Below are 21,255 nucleotides of genomic sequence, written 5' to 3'. Positions count from 1 at the left end.
TCCGCTCAACAAGCGGTCGCCCTCGCCTAACCGGCGACGGTGAAGGTTTTATAACAGCATGAAGAAATATACGTCGTAACGCCGATAATGGGCCGTTGTTGCGCCCTCCGCGAAAACCGCGACTCGTCAATTCAACTGTCAAAAATGTTGATTCGTCATTGCGGACCTGACGAAGTGATTTTCCTCGGTCATTCTCCCCTCCGATAAAGAAAACAAACGGAACAGGGATAATGCAATGGTCTTATTCTCTATTGTCATAGGCGTTCTGACGTCTGCGGTGGTGATTGCAGCGTGCATTATGCTTTGGAGATATGAACGTTCCTGAGACCGATGAAATTTGACGCGCTGCCGCCGCCTTTCGACAGAAAACTCACGTAAGCCCGACAGAAAATTCACACGATCTTCACAAACGCAGGCCCATGCTCCGGAAAACTGAGCAAGAATTGGTGCTGTCGTGTTTTCTGATACCGTGAACAATTATTGGCGTGACACCTTTCGTGGGGAAGGCGTCGTGTTTGAAGACAAACACTTTTCGATCGCCACCACGCCGGCGCTCGAGATCGAAGCCGATGGCGCCATTCTTGAGATGGCGGATAGAACGCTGGTCGTTCTGCGCGAAGCGCTGGCCAGGCAGTTGCTTTCGGACACCCCGGCAAGCGCACCGGAATTTCACCGCCGCCTTGATAGGGCTGGCATAAAATGCCACGGCGCCGACCACCTGTTCTATTTTCCCGAGGCGGAACTGAAAAACATCGCCGAAATGGATGTTTCTCCCGATATACGTCTGCTTACGGAAGAAGACGCCGCGCTCTTCAACGCATTCTGCGATAAGGCTACCGAGGATGATCTCGACGCCGCGTCTGTGGAACTTGATCACTGGCTTGTCGCTGGTGCATTCGATAACGGCGAACTTGTCAGCGCTGCAAGCATGTATCCATGGGACGACACGAAACTCGCGGATACGGGCGTGCTGACCTTGCCTCATGCAAGAGGCAAAGGATATGCATCCAGATTGTTCCGCGGGATTAGCCATTTTGCGATCGAGCGGGGCTTTGAACCGCAGTATCGATGCCAACTCGACAATTTGCCGTCCGTTGCGCTCGCCAAAACCTGCGGCCTCGTCGAGTTCGGCAAATGGGATGTCATCCTGTCGCGATAGACCATCGGCGCCCGTTTCCGATAAACTCGCAATCGATCAAGCCGGATTTTCCGGCTTCTTTCGTGCGCGCTCACGGCAGCTGCGGCGAGCCGGATCATTCGGCGTGGGAGTAAGGAAATGGTGGGCGTGACAGGGATTGAACCTGTGACCCCTCCCGTGTGAAGGGAGTGCTCTCCCGCTGAGCTACACGCCCGATGAGCAGTGCTCAATCAAGGTGGTGCGGATATACTGGCCTGCGCCTGCATAAGTCAAGCGTCTGGTGTGCCACTTCCCAAAGAGATTTTACTTCTCCCGTCCGTGCCAATCGACAAACAAAAACGGCAACCATTCAGCAATGGTTGCCGTGCTGTTTTGAATGGCAAAGGGTTTCAGAGCGCTGCCAGACGCGAACCCGCCGTCTTGTCGAATGCCTTCTGCAAGCCGGAATCACGGTCATAGACATCGCCATAATAGCGAATCTGGCCGCTCGCATCCGGCCATGACGTGAAGTAGGAGATATAGACAGGAACCGGCTCCTTCACTTTGATGCCGCGTTCGTTCTTGCCGAAATACTTGTCCAGATCCTGCACGGTGGTTCCCATGACGGCAGCGGCCATGTCGCGCGGGCGTTCCAGACGGATGCAGCCGTGGCTGAGCGCCCGCATGTCGCGGCTGAAATAGGACTTGGCCGGAGTGTCGTGCATGTAGATGTCATGCGAATTGGGAAACAGAATCTTCAGTTCGCCCAGCGCATTGTCGAGGCTCGGCTTCTGACGAATGCCGACATGGGCCTTGCCTGCGGCAACCTCACTCCAGTTGACGGCGCTGGCCGAAACCTTCTTGCCGTCCGCATAAACCTCATAGCCGTTGCGGTCGAGATAGCTCGTGTCCCGCATGACCTTCGGCAGCATCTCGTTCAGGATGATCGAGCGCGGCACGCCCCATGACGGGTTGAAAACGACCGTCTGCACCTTGTTGTAGAAGAAATAGGTCTGGTGGCTCGGAGAGCCGATGACCACATTCATGGCCAGCTTTTCTTTTCCATCCTCGAAATATTCCGCACGGTAAGCCGGCTGATTGACCATCACGTAGCGCGTGCCGAAATCATGCGGCAGCCAGCGCAGGCGTTCCATGGAATAAAGGATACGGTCGCGCTTGACGGAGGACTGCTCGCCCTGAAGGGCAGAAAGCGTATTGCGGCCAATGACGCCATCCGGCGTGCTGCCGGAAAGCTTCTGGTAGTCCTTGATGGCCGCAACCAGTTCCGGATCGTAAACGTCGCCGTTTGCATGTGCGTCCAGCACCTGCCTGTGCTCTGCCAGATAGCTGGCGGGCGCATGTCTCGAAATGAGGGCGACCACCTTGCCGAGCTGCGGGTTGGCATCGCCCGGCTTGATGACGCCACTGAGCGAGATGCGGATCGGTTCGGCAGAGGGCGGCTCGGTATTCGCCAGTTCGCGCTTCAAAGCTGCATATTGCTCGTTGTCCGGCTGGAAGCCATGCAGATAGGCAGCCGGATCGCTTTCCGACGCCAGTTTTTCGAGAACGGCTTTCGGATCGACGCGATTGCGCGGCAGGTCGTGGAAACCGCTGAGGCGGTCGGCGATCACCCGGCCCTCGCCTGCATCGATGGCATAGCGCAGAGCGCGTGCCGACATGCGGATTTCAAACTCCGCAAGTTTCTGCTGGCGCTCGGCTTGGGCGGCAGCGTCGAAAGTATCAGCCGGAATCGTGACCGCATATTCGTCGGGATTGAGCCCGTCTTCATCGGCACGGGCAAAGAAAGCAGCGACGTCCTTGGCGCGGTCCAGCACCTTCTCATCCGCCGACCACATGAAGCTGCGCTTGTTGGAATAATAATCGACGATAGCCTGCGCTATCTCCTTCTCCGCCTTGACGTTGACGGACTTCAGATAGTCCACCGCTGCATCGAATGCACGCTGCCCCGGGGTTTCCTCATGCATCTTCGGGCGGATCGGCGACATGCCCGATGTCAACGGATCGACCATAGCAGGTTCAGTGGCCGCCGTGACGCCCATGTCGAGCGCGCTGAAATCGACATTGACCAGAGTATCGGGCTTGTAATCGTAAATCTGCGGGCCCTTCACCGTCACGCGCTGGGCTGGCGAAACGCTGCGCGCGGCCGTGTTCGGCGTAGACGGGCGCGGGGCCGCGACTGCTTTTGGCGTCGCAGCTTTTGGAAGCTCCGGCTGGGGCGCAATCTGTGGCGCCTGCTGCTGGCGGCGCTGCTGAAAAAGCTCCAATAACGAATTCGCGGCTTCAGCCTGCGCCGTGGGGAGAAACACCGAAGCTGCCAGAGCCAGCGCCGCTGCGCGACGGATAGTTAGTCCGCGCCCAGCGCTGCTCTTCTCATCTGTCTGCGAGTGTCTGGGAAACTGCATTTCAAACCGCCCAAATTGATGCGTTCGCTGAACAAGCGAATCCGTCCGAATCTCGCACGTAGAATTTACCAATCTCGTATAGAAACTTTTAACGCTAATGCTTCGGGAAGCAATTTCGCGTCCCACACCTATCACAATTGATTGAGGCACCTTCTTGGGAGACCGACCCGGATTGCCCTGATGAACAAAGTGACGCAGTGGCATCCATCCCGCATCGCGCTAAAAGCCCCTCAGACTTTGGTTCCGGAGCTGTCTTCGGGGCTTCGATCAACCTATCGCGCGAGCCGGAACGGTGACCATTTCCGGCTGGCGCAGCTGGCAAGCAAGCGAGGTACCGCGATGGCAGAAGCAAGCGCCGCCGATCTTTTCCCTCTTGGCGAAGACGACACCCCTTACCGCAAGCTGACTTCGGATCATGTTTCTGTCGATACGTTCAAGGGACAGGAAATCCTGACGGTTGACCCGGAAGGACTTCGCCTGCTTTCGGAAGCGGCTTTTGCCGATATCAACCATCTGCTGCGCCCCGGCCATCTTCAGCAGCTTGCCAGGATTCTCGAAGACCCGGAAGCGACCGACAACGACCGGTTCGTTGCCTACGACCTCCTGAAAAACGCCAACATCGCCGCTGGCGGCGTGCTGCCCATGTGTCAGGACACCGGCACGGCCATCATCATGGGCAAGAAGGGCCGCCGCGTCTGGACCGAAGGCGGCGATGCCGATGCGCTGGGCGCAGGCGTTCTCGACGCCTACAACAAGAAGAACCTGCGTTATTCGCAGCTGGCACCCCTGTCGATGTTCGAGGAAAAGAACACCAAGAACAACCTGCCCGCGCAGATCGATATCTATGAAGAAGGCGAAGACGCCTACAAGTTCCTTTTCGTTGCCAAGGGCGGCGGTTCGGCGAACAAGACGTTTCTCTATCAGGGAACGCCATCGCTCCTCACCCACGACCGCATGATCGATTTCCTCAAGGACAAGATCCTGAGCCTCGGCACTGCCGCCTGCCCGCCTTACCATCTGGCGATCGTCATCGGCGGCACTTCCGCCGAGATGAACCTGAAGACGGTCAAGCTTGCCTCGACGCGCTATCTGGACAGCCTGCCGACCAAGGGTTCGGAAACCGGGCACGCCTTCCGTGATCTCGAAATGGAAGCTGAAATCCACAAGCTCACGCAGTCGCTCGGTGTCGGCGCGCAGTTCGGCGGCAAATATTTCTGCCATGACGTGCGCGTCATTCGCCTGCCTCGCCACGGCGCTTCGCTGCCGATCGGCATTGGCGTTTCCTGCTCTGCGGATCGTCAGGCCAAGGGCAAGATCACCAAAGACGGCATCTTTCTGGAAAAGCTGGAAACCAATCCCGCCAAGTACATGCCGGACATTGACGAGGAAAAACTGTCGTCGCATGTGGTCAAGATCGACCTCAATCAGCCGATGCAGGACATTCTCAAGGAATTGTCGAAGCACCCGGTCAAGACGCGTCTGTCGCTCTCCGGACCGATCATCGTGGCGCGCGATTTGGCGCATGCCAAGATTCGCGAGCGGCTGGAAAACGGCGAAGCCATGCCGGATTATTTCAAGAACCACCCGATCTATTATGCAGGCCCGGCCAAGACGCCTGCCGGGTATGCGTCCGGCTCGTTCGGCCCGACCACGGCTGGCCGCATGGATTCCTATGTAGACCAGTTCCAGTCCTTCGGCGGTTCGATGGTGATGCTCGCCAAAGGCAACCGTTCGCGCCAGGTGCGCGAAGCCTGCGGCCAGCACGGCGGCTTCTATCTGGGCTCCATCGGTGGGCCGGCTGCCCGTCTGGCGCAGGATTGCATCAAGAAGGTCGAGGTCGTCGAATATCCGGAACTCGGCATGGAAGCGATCTGGCGCATCGAAGTGGAAGATTTCCCGGCCTTCATCGTCATCGATGACAAGGGCAACGATTTCTTCAAGGAGCTCAATCTGGGCTAGGCAGTTCAAGCAAGAGACAGAAAACAAGGGCGGCGCGAGCCGCCCTTTTCGTTTCAGGCGTTGGCCCCACCGTCGACGGTGAGCGAGGCTCCCGACACGAACCGTCCTTCGGGGCTGGCAAGCCAGGCCACCAGACTTGCAATATCGTCGGGCGAACCGAAGCTGCCGGTAGCGATGCGTTCGCGCTGCTGCTCCGCATGGTCGCCTGCTGCCGGATTCATGTCGGTATCGGTCGATCCGGGGTGAACGACATTGACCGTGACGCCTTGGGGGCCGAGATCGCGCGCCAGACCTTTCGTCAGACCGATCAGCGCCGCCTTGCTTGCCGCATAAAGGCTGATGCCCGGCCAAGGCACGCTTTCGGCGAGATTTGAGCCGATGGTGATCACGCGTCCGCCATTACCGAGATGCGGAGCGGCTGCGGAAACGGCGGCAAAGACAGCGCGGAAGTTTACCGCCATTACATCATCGAAATCGGCAAGCGTGACCTGTTCCAGCGGGGCAGCATGCCAGATGCCAGCGCTGTTGACCAATATATCCAGACGGCCGAATTCCTTGACGGTATTTTCGATGGCCGCTGCAATCTCGCTGGCATCGCGATTGTCGGCCTTCAGCGCCAGCGCCTTGCCGCCATCGGCCAATATCCCGGAGACCACGGTATCGGCCTTTTCCTTACCATTCACATAAGTGATTACGACTGCCGCCCCATCTTTCGCGAGCCGCCGCGCAATTGCGGCTCCGATGCCACGGCTTCCGCCAGTGACGAAAGCAACCTTCCCGTTCAGAGCTTCTGCTGGCATGTCATTTCCTTTCTGTATCAATTGATACATAATTGCTGACAGGCTTGCGCTGAGCGGTCAAGCGATTTATTTATTGATCGATACAGAAAGGAGGGAGCATGGCAGACAAAGGACGCCCCCGCAGCTTCGACCGCGAGACAGCGCTGCGTGCTGCAATGCTCAAGTTCTGGGAAAAAGGTTTTGATGGCGCGTCGCTGGCCGACCTGACAGCCGCCATGGGCATCAATGCTCCCAGCCTTTATGCAGCTTTCGGCAGCAAGGAAGGGCTCTATCTTGAAGCCCTCACCCTTTATTCCGGTGAAGTCGGAGTGGAAATATGGTCGACGCTGGATAAGACGCCGGAGGTCCGCCGGGCATTCGAGCAGTTTCTCTACGCCACTATCGACGCTTACTGTCAGGAATCGGTGCCTCGCGGATGCATGATCGCGCTGGATGCGCTGCACCGTACACAGTCAAGCGACAAGGTCTGCACCGTGCTGCGTAACTGTCGCCAGGCCAATATCGAAATTTTGAAAAAGCGGCTCGAACGCGGCATTCGCGACGGCGACATAGCCATGTCGGTCAACTGCGAAGCGGTCGCAACCTTTTACGCAACGGTGCAGAACGGCATGTCCATTCTTGCGCGCGACGGTGGAACACGAGCAGACCTTACAGCAGCCGCGCGGGGCGCCATGGCGGCATGGGACAAACTTGTTCCCGGCGAAGCACGATCAGGCGACGAGCCTTAACCCCGGAGCATCATCAAGATAATCCGCCACGATGGACGCTACTTCCGCACTTGCGATGATGCGGCGATGGCCAAGGCCGTCGGCCCAGCGCACCGTGACATGGGAGCCAGCTTTGCCAACCATTTCCGCGCAAATGGCGGGAACTTCCTTGTCGTCATGCGCATGAACGACTAGCGTCCGTATCGTCATGCGGCGAAGGAGCACATCGGTATCGAAATCCGTGATCGGACGCGCCGCGATGTAGCGGACCTGCTCCTTCATGGCGTTGCGCGCATCGCGGCCAAGCCCGAGCACTTTGCCGAAACCGTCGAAAACGCCCGCCATCGAGTGCGGAGAGGCAATCGTCACCAGCTTTGCCGGGCGGTGTGACCGGTAGCAACCGACGGAACCCGCCGCCGCATTGATGATGACCGCGCCGCCGAACGAATGGCCGATCATCGCGTCGAACGGGCCGTACTGGCGCCACGCAACATCGACGGCGGCGATTGCCTGTATCATGTTGAGCGTATGGCCCGCTGATGCACCATGTCCCGGCAGGTCGAGGGAAACGACCCGTTCGCCGCGTGCGACAAGCTCGCGAATGATCGTCATCATGTCGGCGGTGCGCGATCCCCATCCGTGGACGACGAGCGAGGTCCGCCCCACCGGAACCTTCGGCTCGAACAGATAAGTCGCGATCAACCCGCGATCGATAATCAGATCGAGCCGCTTTGCCTGGCCGAGTTCCGTGTTCGCTTTTTGAAGGCGCGCCGCATAGGCCTTCGTCTTCGGCTTGCGGCTTGGCGTCCGACAGAAAATCCTGAATGCCGCGCGGCCCGCCCTCTCGGCATCAATGCGTCCGAGCACACCCAGGCCGAATCGCGTAACCTGCAAAGAGAACGATGTCATGACAGGGCCTCAATTATGTTCAATCCTGAACAAATAATTGTACAAGAATGAACAAAATGCAAGACGAGACTCAAAAACTGCCGTGGGATAATCCCCGCTTCAAGAACTGGATTGCCGTCGTGCGCGCCGGCAAGGCGGTGGAACGCGCCCTCGCCCAAGGGCTATCGACCTTCGATCTGAAGATCGCCGACCTCGATGTACTGATGAATATTTATCGCCATCCCGGCGAATCCCAGCACGATCTTGCGCGCCGTATTCTTGTCGGGCGCTCAAACATCACCATGCTGCTGCCAAAGCTGGAAAAGCGTGGCTTGCTGGTGCGCGAAGGCGATCCTGCTGACAAGCGTGTGATGCGCCTGACGCTGACCGCCAAGGGCGAAAAGCTGCTGGGACACGCGCTGACGGTCTATACGGAACTGATCGACCGCGTCATGGCGCAGTCGACAGCCGCGCAATGCAACGCGATGGGCGACGTGATGCGCCGCATCTGCGAAATGCTGGAGAAGGAATAGGTCAGCGGTCCCGCTTGAGCCCCTTCCCGGCAAGCTCATCGAGATAGGTTTGCCACAGCGTCTCCTTCTCGGTGCCGAGCTTGTGGAGATAGGTCCACGAAAACAGGCCGGTGTCGTGCATGTCGTCGAAAGTTATTCGAACGGCGTAATTGCCGACCGGTTCGACCTTCATGATTTCGACATTGCGCTTGCCGCCAACCGTCACGCGCTGTTCCGGCGAATGGCCTTGCACTTCCGCCGAAGGTGACAGCACCCGCAGCAATTCGGCGGTCAGCTCGAATTTCTGGTCATCGTCGAATGCCACCGTCAGCAGCCTGCGGTCGTGCGAAACGCGCAATTCGGTCGGCCAGACTTCGCTCATAACCATTCTCCAGCTTGGATATTCGCCAGCTTTGATAGGCCCCGCGTTAAAATATCGCAATAGGCGCGATCATTATTGAAAGAGCTTCGTGCGCGCGAAACTGGACAATGAAGTCCGCAGGTCCTATCTCTAGGGAAACGATGCGGACATTCTTCCGCAACAAGCGGAAACAACGGCTTATGATGCACACAAACCAAGCCCAGCCACTTGTTTCCCCGACTGGACCCATGATCGATCCTTTCGGGCGCGCCGTTACCTATCTTCGCGTTTCGGTTACGGATCGCTGCGATTTCCGCTGCACCTATTGCATGGCGGAACATATGACGTTCCTGCCCAAAAAGGATTTGCTGACGCTCGAGGAACTGGACCGGCTTTGCACCGCCTTCATCGACAAGGGAGTGCGGAAACTGCGCTTGACCGGCGGCGAGCCCTTGGTGCGCAAGAACATCATGCACCTGATCCGGCAGCTTTCGCGCCATTTGAAATCAGGTGCGCTGGATGAGCTGACCCTCACCACGAACGGATCGCAGCTTTCACGCTTTGCCGACGAACTGGCGGAGTGCGGGATACGCCGTATCAATGTCTCGCTGGATACGCTCGACCCTGAAAAATTCCATCAGATCACTCGTTGGGGCGATCTGCCCCGCGTTCTTGAGGGGATTGAGGCTGCACAGCGTGCGGGTATCCGCGTCAAGATCAATGCGGTCGCACTGAAGGATTTCAACGAACATGAAATTCCTGAACTGATCCGCTGGGCGCATGGCCGCGGCATGGACATGACCCTCATCGAAACCATGCCAATGGGTGAGATCGAGTTCGACCGCACCGACCAGTATCTGCCGCTGTCGCAGGTAAGGGAGGACCTGTCGCGGCAGTTCACGCTATCGGACATCCCGTACCGCACGGGCGGGCCTGCCCGCTACGTGACGATTGCCGAGACAGGCGGGCGGCTTGGTTTCATCACGCCGATGACCCATAATTTCTGCGAAAGCTGCAATCGTGTCCGGCTGACCTGCACGGGGATGCTCTATATGTGCCTCGGCCAGAACGACGATGCGGATCTGCGCAAGGCGCTGCGGGAAAGCGAAAGCGACCTGCTGCTCAGCCAGGCGATTGACGAAGCCATTTCGCGCAAGCCGAAAGGGCACGATTTCATCATCGACCGCGATCATAATCGCCCGGCGGTTGCACGCCACATGAGCCTTACCGGCGGTTGAGCCGCCTATACTTGAAAAGCACAAATCACCTGAAATAGTTGTCGCGAGATCGACTTTAAAACGGTATGCAATCCAAGGCTCAGGCCCAAAACGGATTCTGTATCGTGCCGCAATCAGCGAATTTTCGTGCAAGTATTTTCATGCTTCTCGCCATGGGGACCTTCACCATCGGCGATACGATCACAAAATATCTCCTGACCGAGATGAACAGCGGGCAGTATATGCTGGTACGCGGCATATTCGCGACGGCGCTGATCGGTTTGCTGGCTTGGCGCCACGGCGCGTTGCGCAATCTTTCGCTGGAGAGGATGACGATCCTGCGTGTTGTGGGCGAAGTCGTCGCCACGATCACCTATATTTACTCCCTCGGTCATCTTTCGCAGGCCTTCTGTTCCGCCGTCTTTCAGGCAACGCCGCTTGTCGTGACGCTCGGAGCGGCGCTCTTCCTGAAGGAAAAAGTGGGCTGGCGTCGCTGGTGCTGTATCCTTGTCGGATTGGTAGGCGTTCTCATCATCATCCGGCCTGGAACGGATGGCGCGGCGAGCCTGGCCGCTGTCGCCGTGCTTCTCGCCAGCGTGTGCTTTGCCGCCACACGAGATATTGCGACACGCCGCGTGCCGGCGCATGTGCCAACCCTCTTTCTGTCGACATTGACCGCAGGCGCGATAACATTGACGGGTGGCGCGCTGACAGTTCCCATGGGTGGATGGCAGCCACTCGGGATGACCGCTGTCGGCGCCATGGCCATTGCCGCCGTTCTGCTTCTCGTGGGGTATCACTTCATCATTCTGGCGATGCGCGAAGGCGAGGTTTCGTTCGTTTCACCGTTCCGCTATTCCAGCCTGCTCTGGGCGATCGGCCTCAGCACTTTGATCTTCGGTGAAGCGCCTGACATATATACGATCATCGGATCTATTCTGGTGGTCGGCAGCGGCGTCTACATGGTCTATCGCGAAAACGTATTGAAGAAGCGCGAACGCAACAAGAGCACGCTCGCGACGATCCCGACCGGCGTGGAACCGTCATGATTGCAGGGGCCATCATCGCCGGGGGGCTTTCCAGCCGCATGCAGGAAGGTGGCGTTGCGGGCGACAAGTTCCTTCAGCCACTCGACGGCGACCGCTCTATCATTGCCCATGTCATCACGCGCATCAGCCCGCAGGTCGAAACTCTCGTTGTCAATGCGAACAGCGATGATCCCCGTCTGGCCAAACTCGGCTTGCCGATCATAAGAGACCTGCCTTCAAAACATGGGGGACCACTTGTCGGCATCCTGTCGGCTTTGATCCATGCGCGGGGGTCTTCCCTTTTACTGACAACGGCAGCCGATACGCCGTTCCTGCCTCGCGATCTCGCAGACCGTCTTCTTTCGCGTCGAAATGAAAGCGGAGCGCGCATCGTTCTCGCCGGTTCCCTTGACCGGGTGCATCCCATTTTCGGCCTGTGGGAAACGGGGCTGGCGGATGAACTGTCCGCCTGGCTCTCCGAAACGAACAGGGCGAGCGTGCTTGCGTTCGCTGAGCATATAGGTTTTGAGACCGTCGATTTTCCGCTTGCCTTCGCTGGCGATAGTCCGGAAACATATGATCCGTTCTTCAACATCAATCGGCCCGACGATCTTGTCGCGGCCCGAAAACTGGCTGAGTCGATGGAATGAACCAGAAGCTTTTCGGCATTACCGGCTGGAAAAACTCCGGCAAGACAACAATGACCGAACGCCTGGTGACATGCCTTACCGCCCGCGGATACCGTATCGCCACGATCAAGCATGCCCATCACAATTTCGACATCGACCATGAAGGAACTGATTCCTGGCGGCATCGAAAGGCGGGAGCGGCGGAAGTCGCTATAGTCTCGTCGCAGCGCTACGCGATCATGCATGAGAACCTGGGCGAAGAAGAGCCTTCCCTGCGTGAGATTGCCGCCAAACTTGCACCCTGCGATCTTGTCCTGGTCGAAGGCTATAAGCGCGAAACACACAAGAAAATCGAGCTGCGTCGGCAGGGAAGCCATGACGGGCCCGCGCTTTCCCGCGACGATCCGACTATCGTCGCCATCGCCAGCGACCAGCCCCAACCCGACGAAGCAGTGCCCGTGTTCGACATCAATGATATCGAGAAAATAGCCGATTTTATCGAAGGCGAGATGGCGCTTTGAGCAACTCCCTAAATTTTATGGTCAAAATAGCGATTTCCATTATAACGAGACAAAAACATGCAGAAAATGCAGACGAATTCACTCTCAAGAGACACAATTTAATTACACGGACCATCTTGCCAATCGTCTAAAAATGGTGGGAATATCGCCGACAGACCTGATGGTGGAGATGGAAGCGCGAAAAAATATTGCGCATGATCGGCTCAACCATCTATTGGTAGGGACAGGGGGAATCCGCTGCCAAACGTGCAATCTAAATTTACACGGTCGTGAGTGCCCCTTAAGCGGCTGAACCAGAAGAAATAATCAGGGAACCAGCCAGAACAAACGAGAGGACTGAAAATGCGCGTATTGAAGCGTATCGCCACTGCAGCATCGGTCGCAGCACTGGCAATCACAATCGGCAGCATGGCTGCTGGCGTTGCCAATGCAGAAGAACCACTCAAGCTCAAGATCGGCACCGAAGGCGCCTATCCTCCCTTCAACTTCATCAATCCGGACGGCACCCTCTCGGGCTTCGACGTCGATATCGCCAAGGCGCTCTGCGAGGAGATGAAAGCCGAGTGCGAATTCGTTACCCAGGAATGGGACGGCGCTATTCCTGCGCTTCAGGCAGGCAAATTCGACGCCTTCATCGCATCCATGTCCATCACGGACGAGCGCAAGAAGCAGGTCGACTTCTCCAATAAGTATTACAACACGCCTCCCGGCATTGCGGCTCCCAAAGACACCGACATCAAGGGTGTGACCAAGGAAGACCTCGCAGGCAAGACCATCGGCGTGCAGGTTTCCACCACGCACTCCAACTATTCTGAAAAGACCTTCACCGACAGCACGATCAAGGCCTATCCGACAGCGGAAGAATATCGTCTCGATCTCGCCAATGGCCGTCTCGATGCCGTCAACGACGACAGCGTGACGCTGGCCCAGTGGCTGAAGTCCCCGGATGGGGCTTGCTGCAAGATGGTCGGTACGTTCCCGCCAGTCATCGAAATCCATGGTCCGGGCGCTGGCGTCGCCTTCAAGAAGGGCCGCCCCGAACTGGTTGAAAAGTTCAACGCAGCCATCAAGGCCATCCGCGCGAACGGCAAATACAAGGAAGTCAACGACAAGTACTTCGACTTCGATGCTTATGGCGCTGAAAACTAATCCAAATTGATAGACATGCGCCGGTTTGCGTTTTGGCAAACCGGCGCAAAACATTTGTACGGGCATGCCGCACAAGCCTCGCCGGGTTGATGCCCGCAAGGCGATAAAAAACACAGGCAGTTGCCTTCAGGAAAAAGAATAGGCGCATGGAACATTACGCCACTTTGTTGAGTTTCGGCCCGGACGGTTGGGGGGCAAGCATTGCCTGGGGCCTTCTGGTTACCGTCTCGCTGGCCCTCGCAACACTTCCCGTCGGTCTCGCACTTGGATTTCTGGTTGCCGTCGGCAAACAATCCAGCGAACCCTCGATACGGCTGGCAGCAAACATCTACACGACGATCTTTCGTGGTTTGCCTGAGCTTCTGACCCTCTTTCTCGTCTATTTCGGCGCTTCGCTGGGGCTGCAGCGGCTCTTGAGCCTGTTTGGCGTCGAAGCCAATGTCGAAATCAATGCGTTCGGCGCGGGTATGGTCGCGCTGGGCTTCGTCTTCTCATCCTATTCGAGCGAAGTCTTCCTCTCGGCATTCCGCGCCATCCCGCGCGGCCAATATGAAGGCGGTTATGCCGTCGGCCTGTCGCACTGGCAGACCATGCGCAAGGTCATCCTGCCGCAGCTGATCCGCATCGCCCTGCCCGGTCTGGCCAATCTGTGGCTGGTGCTTCTCAAGGATACATCGCTGGTTTCCGTCATCACCCTGTCGGATATCCTGCGGCAAACCTCCATCGCGGCGCGCGTGACCAAGGAACCGTTTCTGTTCTTCGGCATAGCCTGCCTGCTCTATCTGGTTCTCGCAATCATCTCGTCCTACTTCATCGACCGCATTGCCCGCTGGGCCGATGCAGGCGCCAACCGTTCGCGAGGTGCATGATATGAGCCAGACGGTTTCCAACACGACGGTCCCGGTGATGGCTCCGCCGCCAGTGGTAAAGCAATGGACGCGGATGCGCGTCGCAGGCCACGTCATCGTCGCTCTATGGTTCCTTCTCTTCGCCGGCCTTGCGATCTATCTCTACAACGCATGGCGCGTCGATCTGTTTGAAACCTACGGGCCGCGCTACTGGTCCGGTCTTCTGATCACGCTCAAGCTGGTCGCTGTCTCCATCATCATAGGCGCCCTGCTCTCGCTGCCGATCACGGCTGCGCGCATGTCCAACAATCGATGGCTTCGCGGACTTGCCTTCGGCTATGTCTATTTCTTCCGGGGCACCCCACTGCTCGCGCAGACATTCCTTATCTATTACGGTTTTGGCACCTTCCGTCCGTTTCTCGAAAGCATCGGGCTTTGGGTGTTTTTCCGCGATGCATGGAATTGCGCGATTCTGGCGTTTTCGCTCAATACGGCGGCTTATCAGGCTGAAATCCTGCGCGGCGCCATTCAGAGCGTGGCCCTCGGCCAATGGGAAGGCGCCGCGGCTCTTGGCATTTCAAAGCGTGTGACCTTCTGGAAGGTCATTCTTCCGCAGGCGCTTATCGTGGCGCTGCGCCCTTACGGCAACGAAATCATCCTGATGATCAAGGGATCGGCCATTGTCGCCATCATCACCGTGCTCGACCTTATGGGCGAAACGCGGCGCGCCTATTCGCGGACCTTCGATTTCCAGACCTATCTCTGGGCAGCGGTCATTTATCTGGTGATCGTCGAGTGTCTGCGGCACGTTTGGGATTTTCTCGAACGACGGCTGACACGTCATCTTGTTCGCTAGAGATCACTAAATAGGCATAAGCCAAAATATCGTCCCCGGAAGTCTTGCGACTTTCGGGGACGATCTGTTTAGAATGCATTTTTCGAAAGTAATGCAACAGGCTGAGTCATGCTGAAAATCTGGGGTCGTATCAATTCCACAAATGTGAAGAAGGCGCTCTGGATAGCGCGGGAACTTAATCTCGACTATGAACAGATCGATGTGGGCGGCCAGTTTGGTGGCCTGAAAGACTCCACTTATCTTGCGCGCAATCCGAACGGGCTGATTCCGCTACTGGAAGACGGCGAGACTGTGTTGTGGGAATCCAATACCATCACGCGTTATCTTGCGGCAGTCTATGACAAGGGAACGTTCTGGATCGAGGACCCGGCCAGGCGCGCGCAGGCTGAAAAGTGGATGGATTGGGCCTCCACCTCCCTCGCCTCCAATTTCAGCGATGTCATCAAGCATCTGATCCGGTTGCCGGAAGCGGAACGCGATCCGGCCGTTTTGGAACGCGGTCTTCAGGGGCTGGCTCATTCGATGCAGATTGCCAATGACGGCCTCAGGGATGCCGCCTGGTTTTCGGGCGACAATTTCGGCATCGGCGACATTCCCATCGGTTGCTATGCCTATGCATGGTTCGAATTCCCAATTGAGCGCCCCTCTCTCCCACGGCTCGAAGACTGGTATGACCGTTTGAAACAGCGTCCGGCCTATCAGGCAGCCGTTATGACGCCTCTCACCTGATTGCTTACATCTATCCAGAGGAATGAACGAATGACGACCCCCGCTAAAGTCGCCTTTCTGGGTTTGGGCGTCATGGGCTATCCCATGGCCGGACATCTCAAGAACAAGGGCGGTCACGACGTCACGGTTTATAACCGCACGACGGCCAAGGCCGAAAAATGGGCAAGGGAATTCGGCGGCAGCTTTGCTGCCACGCCCGCCGAAGCCGTTCGCGATGCGGATTTTGTTTTCGCCTGTGTCGGCAATGACGATGATCTTCGCTCCGTCACTACCGGCCCGGATGGCGCATTCTCGACCATGAGGAAGGATGCGATCTTCATCGACAATACCACGGCCTCCGCGGAGGTTGCCCGCGAACTGGACGCCGAAGCGCAAAAGCGCGGCTTTCACTTCATCGATGCGCCTGTCTCCGGCGGGCAGGCAGGTGCCGAAAACGGTGTACTGACGGTCATGGTTGGAGCGCCGGAAGCTGTTTTTGAGCGCGCCAGGCCCGTAATAGATGCTTATGCGCGCATGGTCGGCCTCATGGGTCCGGTCGGCTCGGGCCAGCTTGCAAAGATGGTCAACCAGATCTGTATTGCCGGTCTCGTTCAAGGGCTGGCGGAAGGCATCCATTTCGGCAAGAAGGCTGGTCTCGATATCGAAAAGCTGATCTCGGTAATATCCAAGGGGGCAGCGGGCTCCTGGCAGATGGAGAACCGTTCCGGCACCATGAACCAAGGCAAATACGATTTCGGCTTTGCGGTCGACTGGATGCGCAAGGATCTTGGCATCTGCCTAGAGGAAGCGGACCGCAATGGCGCGCTTTTGCCGGTTACGGCTCTCGTGGACCAGTTTTACAAGGAAGTGCAGAAGATCGGAGGCAACCGCTGGGATACGTCATCGCTGCTTGCACGGCTTGAACGGTCCTGAGCCCAAGCGGTTTCCAACAAAAAGCCCGGCAACGCCGGGCTTTTTTCGTGTCTTATATGTCGAGCTTAGAACTTGACCTTCGCAGTGAGTGACAGGGCACCAACGAAATCATTTCCGAATTCGCCCTTGGAGCCTGTGGCATTGCGCGTACCAGCAATAACGGTATCGTCCAGTTCACCCGAGGAAAGCCAGCCAGCAGCACCAGCCAGACGAACCTCAAACTGATCGTTTGGCTTGTAGTTCGTGCCGAGACCGAAGAGCCAGATGTCTGTCTGTGAAGTCAGGCCCGTGCTGGTGCCACGATCCCAGGTAACGGTCGCAGCAGCCGACCATTGGTCGTTGAACTTGTGACCGACGCCACCGCTAACCGTCCAACCATCCTGATAGTAAAGGTTCAGGCTAGTGATTTTGGTTCCCTGACGAACGACCCTGCTATCCGCGGAATTAAAGTCCACAGAAGTAATGCTCGACCAGTCGGTCCACTTGACCGAACCGAAAGCAAGCCAGTCTGGAGCGATACCGGTCTGGAACCTGAATTCCACCGACTGAGGTGTAGAAACGTCGCTTTCAACGTTGATCGGTATGCCGCGACCTGTCAACCGATCGAGCGCCAGATTGTCGATGGTGCCTTCGAGGTTATATTTGACTTTCGACTGATAAACGAGCGTTGCGCGCATCGCATATTCAGGGATTTCGTAAGCGGCACCAAGACGCCAACCCACCGACTGGTCTTCAACATCCAGAGACGCTACGCGGAACGAGCCGCCAAAGGCTGAACCCGGAGGTATCATTCGGGTCTGTTCGCCCTTGAGCTCCTGATAGCTCACGCCACCCAGAATACGAAAATAGCTCTTCTCTCCAGCTGCAAACCGATAGGAGCAGTTTACACCATAATCGTTGGAGGAGATTTTCTGTTCAATCGCGGTGAACATTCGCACGGTATCGACGCCGACATCCGTCTCGATACCCCAAGGTTGGCGATATTGGGCCGCACAAGCGAGGTCATTGGTAAGGTCGAATTTCGCCGAAACTTTTGGAACCCAATAGCTCTTCGCTTCATCGACTTCCGTCTCGTAGGGGCGACGGGTAATCGGATTGATACCGCCTGTCGAGGCGCCGACCAAAGAGCCGCCAATATTCTTCAACTTGCGCTGAGGAGCTACAAAGGTGCCGGTCGCCTCAACGGCATTGCCTTGTTCAAAAAGAATATCGAAATCCTGCGAGCCGCGCTCGAAGCCGCCCGCATTGGCAGCGACCGCGCTTCCGAGGAAAGCTGCGACCATCCCTGCCATTTTCACGCGCTGTACACTCATAAATGTCCTCCCACACAGCAACGGTATTAACGTTGACGAAAACGTAAATCAGGAAGGATTCAGCCCGCAAGATGCATTAATTTGGATTAGCGTTTTGGAACTTTCGAAGCATATGCAGAAAATGGCTAAAACACCGATCATATCGTCGTTTCATTAGTAAAATTATACCAAGCACATGGCAAAACATGTCTGAATCGGCCAATTTTCGGCCGCTTTTTCGCCTTGTTGCGAAAGCGCAACATTGCTCAAAAACAATCGAAACGCCAGTTCGATCACTCCCTCCGCCGCTTGAAACGCGCCGAAATACGACTACCGGGCAACAAAACACCCGACAGCGGAAGCTGCCGGGTGTTTGATTCGACCGGAATCTGTTTTCTTATGTCAGGTCAATTCAGCCTGCATCACGGATGCGTGACTCGGCCGTTGCCACACGCTGCGCGGCTTCCTTCAGTTCCCCAAGCCGCTCACGCTCCGCTTCAACGACTTCTTCACGCGCATTCGCAACGAATTTCTCGTTGGAGAGCTTTTTCTCGATGCGGTCCATTTCGGCGGCAATCTTGCCAGCTTCCTTGGCAAGGCGTGCGGCTTCCGCCTTCAGGTCGATCAGATTGCCAAGCGGGATGCAGATTGTCGCCTCACCCAGCAGCATCTGTGCCGAACCTTTTGGAGCCTGTGCCTCGAACGAAACACTCTCGACACGCGCAAGACGCTTGATCGCAGCATCGTGACGGGCAAAGCGGTCAATACTTGCCGCATTCGCATCCAGAACGACAACAGGAGCAATCGCCCCAGCAGGCACGTTCATTTCCGCGCGAACCGAACGAATCCCGGTGACGAGATCAACCAGCCAGTTGATGTCAGCCGCTGCTTCCTCATCCTCGAACGACAGTTCCGGCCAGGCTGCAAGCGCCAGCACCGTATCGCGCTTCTGCCCCTCGCCTGCGGTCAGGGTCCAGAGTTCCTCCGTCATGAAAGGCATGAACGGGTGCAGAAGCTTGTAGATCTGATCGAGGCAATAGGCTGCAGTAGCCTGGGCTTCAGCCTTCGCAGCTTCATCGTCGCCCATGAAGATTGGCTTCAGCAGTTCCAGATACCAATCGCAGAACTGGTTCCAGACAAAACGATAGGCGGCGCCCGCCGCTTCATTGAAGCGATAGTTGTCGATGCCCTCGGTCACGGCGCGCGTGGCCTTGGTCAGCTCCGTCAGTATCCAGCGATTGACGGCAAGGCTGGCGTTTTCCGGCTTGAAGCCGGCGTCGAGCTTCACGCCATTCATCTGCGCAAAGCGCGTCGCATTCCAGAGCTTGGTGCCGAAATTGCGATAGCCTGCAATACGAGCCGGATCGAGCTTAACGTCACGCCCCTGAGCGGCCATGATCGCAAGGGTGAACCGCAGCGCGTCGGCGCCGTATTCGTCCATCAACTCCAGCGGATCGATGACATTGCCCTTCGACTTCGACATCTTCGCGCCATGCTTGTCGCGAACCAGAGCGTGCAGATAAACCGTATGGAACGGGATTTCCTCCATGAAATGGAGACCCATCATCATCATGCGGGCAACCCAGAAGAACAGGATATCGAACCCGGTCACCAGAACGCTGGTTGGATAATAGGTTGCGAGTTCCGGCGTCTTGTCCGGCCAGCCGAGTGTGGAGAACGGCCACAGCGCAGACGAAAACCATGTGTCGAGAACGTCGGTATCACGCTCGAGCGCAACATCTTCGCCATAGTGGGCGCGCGCAGAGGCCTTTGCCTCTTCTTCGCTCTTTTCGACAAAGCATTTGCCGTCCGGGCCATACCAGGCCGGAATCTGGTGTCCCCACCAAAGCTGGCGCGAGACGCACCACGGCTGGATGTTTTCCATCCAGTCGAAATAGGTCTTTTCCCAGTTCTTAGGAACGATCTGCGTGGTGCCGTCGCGAACAGCCGCCATTGCAGGCTTGGCAAGTTCGGCAGCGTTCACATACCACTGGTCGGTCAGGTAGGGTTCGATCGGCACGCCACCGCGGTCACCGTGCGGAACGGCGTGCGTGTGGTCCTCGATCTTTTCCAGATAGCCGCGCTCGTCCATCAATTCGACGATGCGCTTGCGAACCGCAAAGCGATCCTGCCCATCCAGCTCGTTGATGAGCGCCTTCAGTTCGGGCGTCAGTTCAAGGCCTTCCAGGAAGTCATTGTTGCCCTTGAGCGTCACTGCGGCCTCGGGCGTCAGGATATTGATGGCGCGCAGATCGTTGCGCTTGCCGACCTCAAAATCGTTGAAGTCATGCGCTGGCGTAATCTTGACCGCGCCAGAACCGGCTTCCGGATCGGCATAATCGTCGGCAACGATCGGAATGTGGCGACCGACGAGCGGGAGTACCACGTCGTTTCCGACCAGAGCATGATAGCGCCCGTCCTTCGGGTTGACCGCGACACCGGTATCGCCCAGCATGGTTTCCGGCCGCGTCGTCGCCACGACGATGTAAGTGTGCGGGTTTTCCGGGTCGAACGGGACATTCTCAAGCGGATAACGGAAATGCCACAGATGGCCTTTCGTCTCGCGAGACTCGACCTCAATGTCGGAAATCGCCGTCAGCAGCTTCGGGTCCCAGTTGACCAGGCGCTTGTCGCGATAGATGAGGCCCTGCTTATAGAGCGAGACGAAAACTTCCAGAACCGCGCGCGAAAGCCCTTCGTCCATGGTGAAGCGCTCGCGCGACCAGTCACACGAGGCACCAAGACGGCGCAGCTGGTTGGAAATCATGCCGCCAGATTCAGCCTTCCACTGCCAGATGCGTTCGATGAACTTCTCGCGGCCCATGGCATGACGGTTTGGTTCCTGCCGTTCAGCCAACTGGCGCTCGACAACCATCTGGGTTGCAATGCCTGCGTGGTCCATGCCGGGCTGCCACAGCACATTCTTGCCGCGCATGCGCTCGAAGCGGACCATGATGTCCTGGATCGTGTTGTTGAGCGCGTGGCCCATATGCAGCGATCCGGTGACGTTCGGCGGCGGAATAACCACTGCAAACGGATCGGCTCCCGGCTTCGCGCCTGCACCCGCCTTGAATGCATCCGCTTCTTCCCAGCGTTCAGCAATTTTCGGCTCTATCGCCGCGGCGTCATAGGTCTTCTCAAGCATGGAATTATCCGGTCTTTATGCGCGATGAATGAATTGAAGGCTCAATAGCAACTAACAGCTGACAAATCACTTTAAAAGTGACAGCGCCGCCGTCGGTCATTCTAAAAGTGAAAACCCGCCTGCTGCACAGACGGGTAAGATTTCAACGGATCGGGCCAGTAC

Annotated in this window: 19 protein-coding genes and 1 tRNA gene; 13 read left to right on the top strand and 7 right to left on the bottom strand. The window is 57.2% G+C overall.

The features are described from left to right. Positions 1-511: 511 nt before the first annotated feature. Positions 512-1,159, top strand: a complete 648-nt coding sequence (locus ACS5UA_RS11740; RefSeq protein ID WP_155268862.1) for a GNAT family N-acetyltransferase — start codon at positions 512-514, stop codon at positions 1,157-1,159. Between the two features lie 118 nt (positions 1,160-1,277). Here ACS5UA_RS11740 and ACS5UA_RS11735 read toward each other — a convergent pair. Together ACS5UA_RS11735 and ACS5UA_RS11730 are read right to left on the bottom strand one after the other, a co-directional pair. Then, positions 1,278-1,352: transfer RNA gene (locus ACS5UA_RS11735), tRNA-Val, on the bottom strand. 175 nt (positions 1,353-1,527) lie between these two features. Continuing rightward, positions 1,528-3,540 (bottom strand): L,D-transpeptidase family protein, encoded by a 2,013-nt coding sequence (locus tag ACS5UA_RS11730; protein ID WP_443101323.1) that lies wholly within the window; start codon positions 3,538-3,540, stop codon positions 1,528-1,530. Positions 3,541-3,879: 339 nt separating this feature from the next. Here ACS5UA_RS11730 and ACS5UA_RS11725 point away from each other — a divergent pair, with 339 nt between their 5' ends. Beyond that, a complete protein-coding gene (locus tag ACS5UA_RS11725) occupies positions 3,880-5,499 on the top strand; it encodes a fumarate hydratase (protein ID WP_025091462.1) in 1,620 nt (539 codons plus the stop codon). Positions 5,500-5,552: 53 nt separating this feature from the next. Here ACS5UA_RS11725 and ACS5UA_RS11720 read toward each other — a convergent pair whose 3' ends face one another. Next, positions 5,553-6,299 carry an SDR family NAD(P)-dependent oxidoreductase gene (locus ACS5UA_RS11720; protein WP_443101322.1) on the bottom strand — a complete coding sequence of 249 codons (747 nt, stop codon included), beginning with the start codon at positions 6,297-6,299 and terminating at the stop codon, positions 5,553-5,555. 98 nt (positions 6,300-6,397) lie between these two features. Between ACS5UA_RS11720 and ACS5UA_RS11715 the strand changes: the two genes are divergently transcribed. Continuing rightward, entirely contained in the window at positions 6,398-7,027 is a 630-nt protein-coding gene (locus ACS5UA_RS11715) for a TetR/AcrR family transcriptional regulator (protein WP_113341815.1), read from the top strand. Here the strand turns inward: ACS5UA_RS11715 and ACS5UA_RS11710 are convergent. Beyond that, on the bottom strand, positions 7,010-7,915 hold the full coding sequence (locus tag ACS5UA_RS11710; RefSeq protein ID WP_443101321.1) for an alpha/beta fold hydrolase: 906 nt from the start codon (positions 7,913-7,915) through the stop codon (positions 7,010-7,012). The two genes, ACS5UA_RS11715 and ACS5UA_RS11710, sit on opposite strands and share 18 nt — an antisense overlap. 47 nt (positions 7,916-7,962) lie before the next feature. Between ACS5UA_RS11710 and ACS5UA_RS11705 the strand changes: the two genes are divergently transcribed. Continuing rightward, positions 7,963-8,427: a MarR family winged helix-turn-helix transcriptional regulator gene (locus ACS5UA_RS11705; RefSeq protein WP_443101320.1), complete on the top strand. Its 465-nt coding sequence runs from the start codon at positions 7,963-7,965 to the stop codon at positions 8,425-8,427. A 1-nt stretch (position 8,428) separates the two neighbouring features. Here ACS5UA_RS11705 and ACS5UA_RS11700 read toward each other — a convergent pair whose 3' ends face one another. Next, complete coding sequence (locus ACS5UA_RS11700) at positions 8,429-8,788, bottom strand: gamma-butyrobetaine hydroxylase-like domain-containing protein (RefSeq protein WP_025091458.1); 360 nt, start codon at positions 8,786-8,788, stop codon at positions 8,429-8,431. A gap of 182 nt (positions 8,789-8,970) precedes the next feature. On the opposite strand from ACS5UA_RS11700, the gene moaA reads away from it, so the two are divergent. The 9 genes from moaA (at position 8,971) to ACS5UA_RS11655 (ending at position 16,656) form a co-directional block, all read left to right on the top strand. Further along, positions 8,971-10,005 (top strand): GTP 3',8-cyclase MoaA, encoded by a 1,035-nt coding sequence (gene moaA, locus ACS5UA_RS11695; protein ID WP_368649824.1) that lies wholly within the window; start codon positions 8,971-8,973, stop codon positions 10,003-10,005. A gap of 140 nt (positions 10,006-10,145) precedes the next feature. Further along, complete coding sequence (locus tag ACS5UA_RS11690) at positions 10,146-11,033, top strand: DMT family transporter (RefSeq protein ID WP_031345994.1); 888 nt, start codon at positions 10,146-10,148, stop codon at positions 11,031-11,033. Then, a complete protein-coding gene (gene mobA, locus ACS5UA_RS11685; RefSeq protein ID WP_368649822.1) occupies positions 11,030-11,662 on the top strand; it encodes a molybdenum cofactor guanylyltransferase in 633 nt (210 codons plus the stop codon). Before ACS5UA_RS11690 ends, mobA begins: the two co-directional genes overlap by 4 nt. Further along, positions 11,659-12,162: a molybdopterin-guanine dinucleotide biosynthesis protein B gene (mobB, locus tag ACS5UA_RS11680; protein ID WP_196108653.1), complete on the top strand. Its 504-nt coding sequence runs from the start codon at positions 11,659-11,661 to the stop codon at positions 12,160-12,162. Before mobA ends, mobB begins: the two co-directional genes overlap by 4 nt. Positions 12,163-12,504: 342 nt before the next feature. Next, positions 12,505-13,311, top strand: coding sequence for an ABC transporter substrate-binding protein (locus tag ACS5UA_RS11675; RefSeq protein WP_006466734.1), 807 nt, complete (start codon positions 12,505-12,507; stop codon positions 13,309-13,311). A gap of 146 nt (positions 13,312-13,457) precedes the next feature. After that, complete coding sequence (locus tag ACS5UA_RS11670) at positions 13,458-14,180, top strand: ABC transporter permease (protein WP_006466733.1); 723 nt, start codon at positions 13,458-13,460, stop codon at positions 14,178-14,180. Between the two features lies 1 nt (position 14,181). Further along, positions 14,182-15,015, top strand: coding sequence for an ABC transporter permease (locus ACS5UA_RS11665; RefSeq protein ID WP_025091453.1), 834 nt, complete (start codon positions 14,182-14,184; stop codon positions 15,013-15,015). A gap of 108 nt (positions 15,016-15,123) precedes the next feature. After that, positions 15,124-15,744: a glutathione S-transferase family protein gene (locus ACS5UA_RS11660; protein ID WP_443101319.1), complete on the top strand. Its 621-nt coding sequence runs from the start codon at positions 15,124-15,126 to the stop codon at positions 15,742-15,744. 30 nt (positions 15,745-15,774) lie between these two features. Then, positions 15,775-16,656, top strand: coding sequence for an NAD(P)-dependent oxidoreductase (locus tag ACS5UA_RS11655; protein ID WP_039852556.1), 882 nt, complete (start codon positions 15,775-15,777; stop codon positions 16,654-16,656). 65 nt (positions 16,657-16,721) lie between these two features. On the opposite strand, the gene ACS5UA_RS11650 is transcribed toward ACS5UA_RS11655, so the two are convergent. Beyond that, the gene (locus tag ACS5UA_RS11650; RefSeq protein WP_268869141.1) at positions 16,722-17,939 is read right to left on the bottom strand and encodes an OmpP1/FadL family transporter; all 1,218 of its coding nucleotides are present in this window, start codon (positions 17,937-17,939) and stop codon (positions 16,722-16,724) included. Between the two features lie 421 nt (positions 17,940-18,360). Next, complete coding sequence (locus ACS5UA_RS11645; RefSeq protein ID WP_443101318.1) at positions 18,361-21,093, bottom strand: valine--tRNA ligase; 2,733 nt, start codon at positions 21,091-21,093, stop codon at positions 18,361-18,363. Between the last annotated feature and the right edge of the window lie 162 nt (positions 21,094-21,255).

It is taken from the genome of Brucella sp. RRSP16 (assembly GCF_052246815.1).
GTDB classification, from domain to species: Bacteria; Pseudomonadota; Alphaproteobacteria; order Rhizobiales; family Rhizobiaceae; genus Brucella; species Brucella intermedia.
This window is presented reverse-complemented; position numbering and strand designations above follow the sequence as displayed.

What these genes read in the sequence shown, in the direction of transcription:
- ACS5UA_RS11730 (WP_443101323.1), bottom strand. Translation starts at nt 3,540, where the DNA reads ATGCAGTTTCCCAGACACTCGCAGACAGATGAGAAGAGCAGCGCTGGG.
- ACS5UA_RS11725 (WP_025091462.1), top strand. Translation starts at nt 3,880, where the DNA reads ATGGCAGAAGCAAGCGCCGCCGATCTTTTCCCTCTTGGCGAAGACGAC.
- ACS5UA_RS11720 (WP_443101322.1), bottom strand. Translation starts at nt 6,299, where the DNA reads ATGCCAGCAGAAGCTCTGAACGGGAAGGTTGCTTTCGTCACTGGCGGA.
- ACS5UA_RS11715 (WP_113341815.1), top strand. Translation starts at nt 6,398, where the DNA reads ATGGCAGACAAAGGACGCCCCCGCAGCTTCGACCGCGAGACAGCGCTG.
- ACS5UA_RS11710 (WP_443101321.1), bottom strand. Translation starts at nt 7,915, where the DNA reads ATGACATCGTTCTCTTTGCAGGTTACGCGATTCGGCCTGGGTGTGCTC.
- ACS5UA_RS11705 (WP_443101320.1), top strand. Translation starts at nt 7,963, where the DNA reads ATGAACAAAATGCAAGACGAGACTCAAAAACTGCCGTGGGATAATCCC.
- ACS5UA_RS11700 (WP_025091458.1), bottom strand. Translation starts at nt 8,788, where the DNA reads ATGAGCGAAGTCTGGCCGACCGAATTGCGCGTTTCGCACGACCGCAGG.
- moaA (WP_368649824.1), top strand. Translation starts at nt 8,971, where the DNA reads ATGCACACAAACCAAGCCCAGCCACTTGTTTCCCCGACTGGACCCATG.
- ACS5UA_RS11690 (WP_031345994.1), top strand. Translation starts at nt 10,146, where the DNA reads ATGCTTCTCGCCATGGGGACCTTCACCATCGGCGATACGATCACAAAA.
- mobA (WP_368649822.1), top strand. Translation starts at nt 11,030, where the DNA reads ATGATTGCAGGGGCCATCATCGCCGGGGGGCTTTCCAGCCGCATGCAG.
- mobB (WP_196108653.1), top strand. Translation starts at nt 11,659, where the DNA reads ATGAACCAGAAGCTTTTCGGCATTACCGGCTGGAAAAACTCCGGCAAG.
- ACS5UA_RS11675 (WP_006466734.1), top strand. Translation starts at nt 12,505, where the DNA reads ATGCGCGTATTGAAGCGTATCGCCACTGCAGCATCGGTCGCAGCACTG.
- ACS5UA_RS11670 (WP_006466733.1), top strand. Translation starts at nt 13,458, where the DNA reads ATGGAACATTACGCCACTTTGTTGAGTTTCGGCCCGGACGGTTGGGGG.
- ACS5UA_RS11665 (WP_025091453.1), top strand. Translation starts at nt 14,182, where the DNA reads ATGAGCCAGACGGTTTCCAACACGACGGTCCCGGTGATGGCTCCGCCG.
- ACS5UA_RS11660 (WP_443101319.1), top strand. Translation starts at nt 15,124, where the DNA reads ATGCTGAAAATCTGGGGTCGTATCAATTCCACAAATGTGAAGAAGGCG.
- ACS5UA_RS11655 (WP_039852556.1), top strand. Translation starts at nt 15,775, where the DNA reads ATGACGACCCCCGCTAAAGTCGCCTTTCTGGGTTTGGGCGTCATGGGC.
- ACS5UA_RS11650 (WP_268869141.1), bottom strand. Translation starts at nt 17,939, where the DNA reads ATGGTCGCAGCTTTCCTCGGAAGCGCGGTCGCTGCCAATGCGGGCGGC.
- ACS5UA_RS11645 (WP_443101318.1), bottom strand. Translation starts at nt 21,093, where the DNA reads ATGCTTGAGAAGACCTATGACGCCGCGGCGATAGAGCCGAAAATTGCT.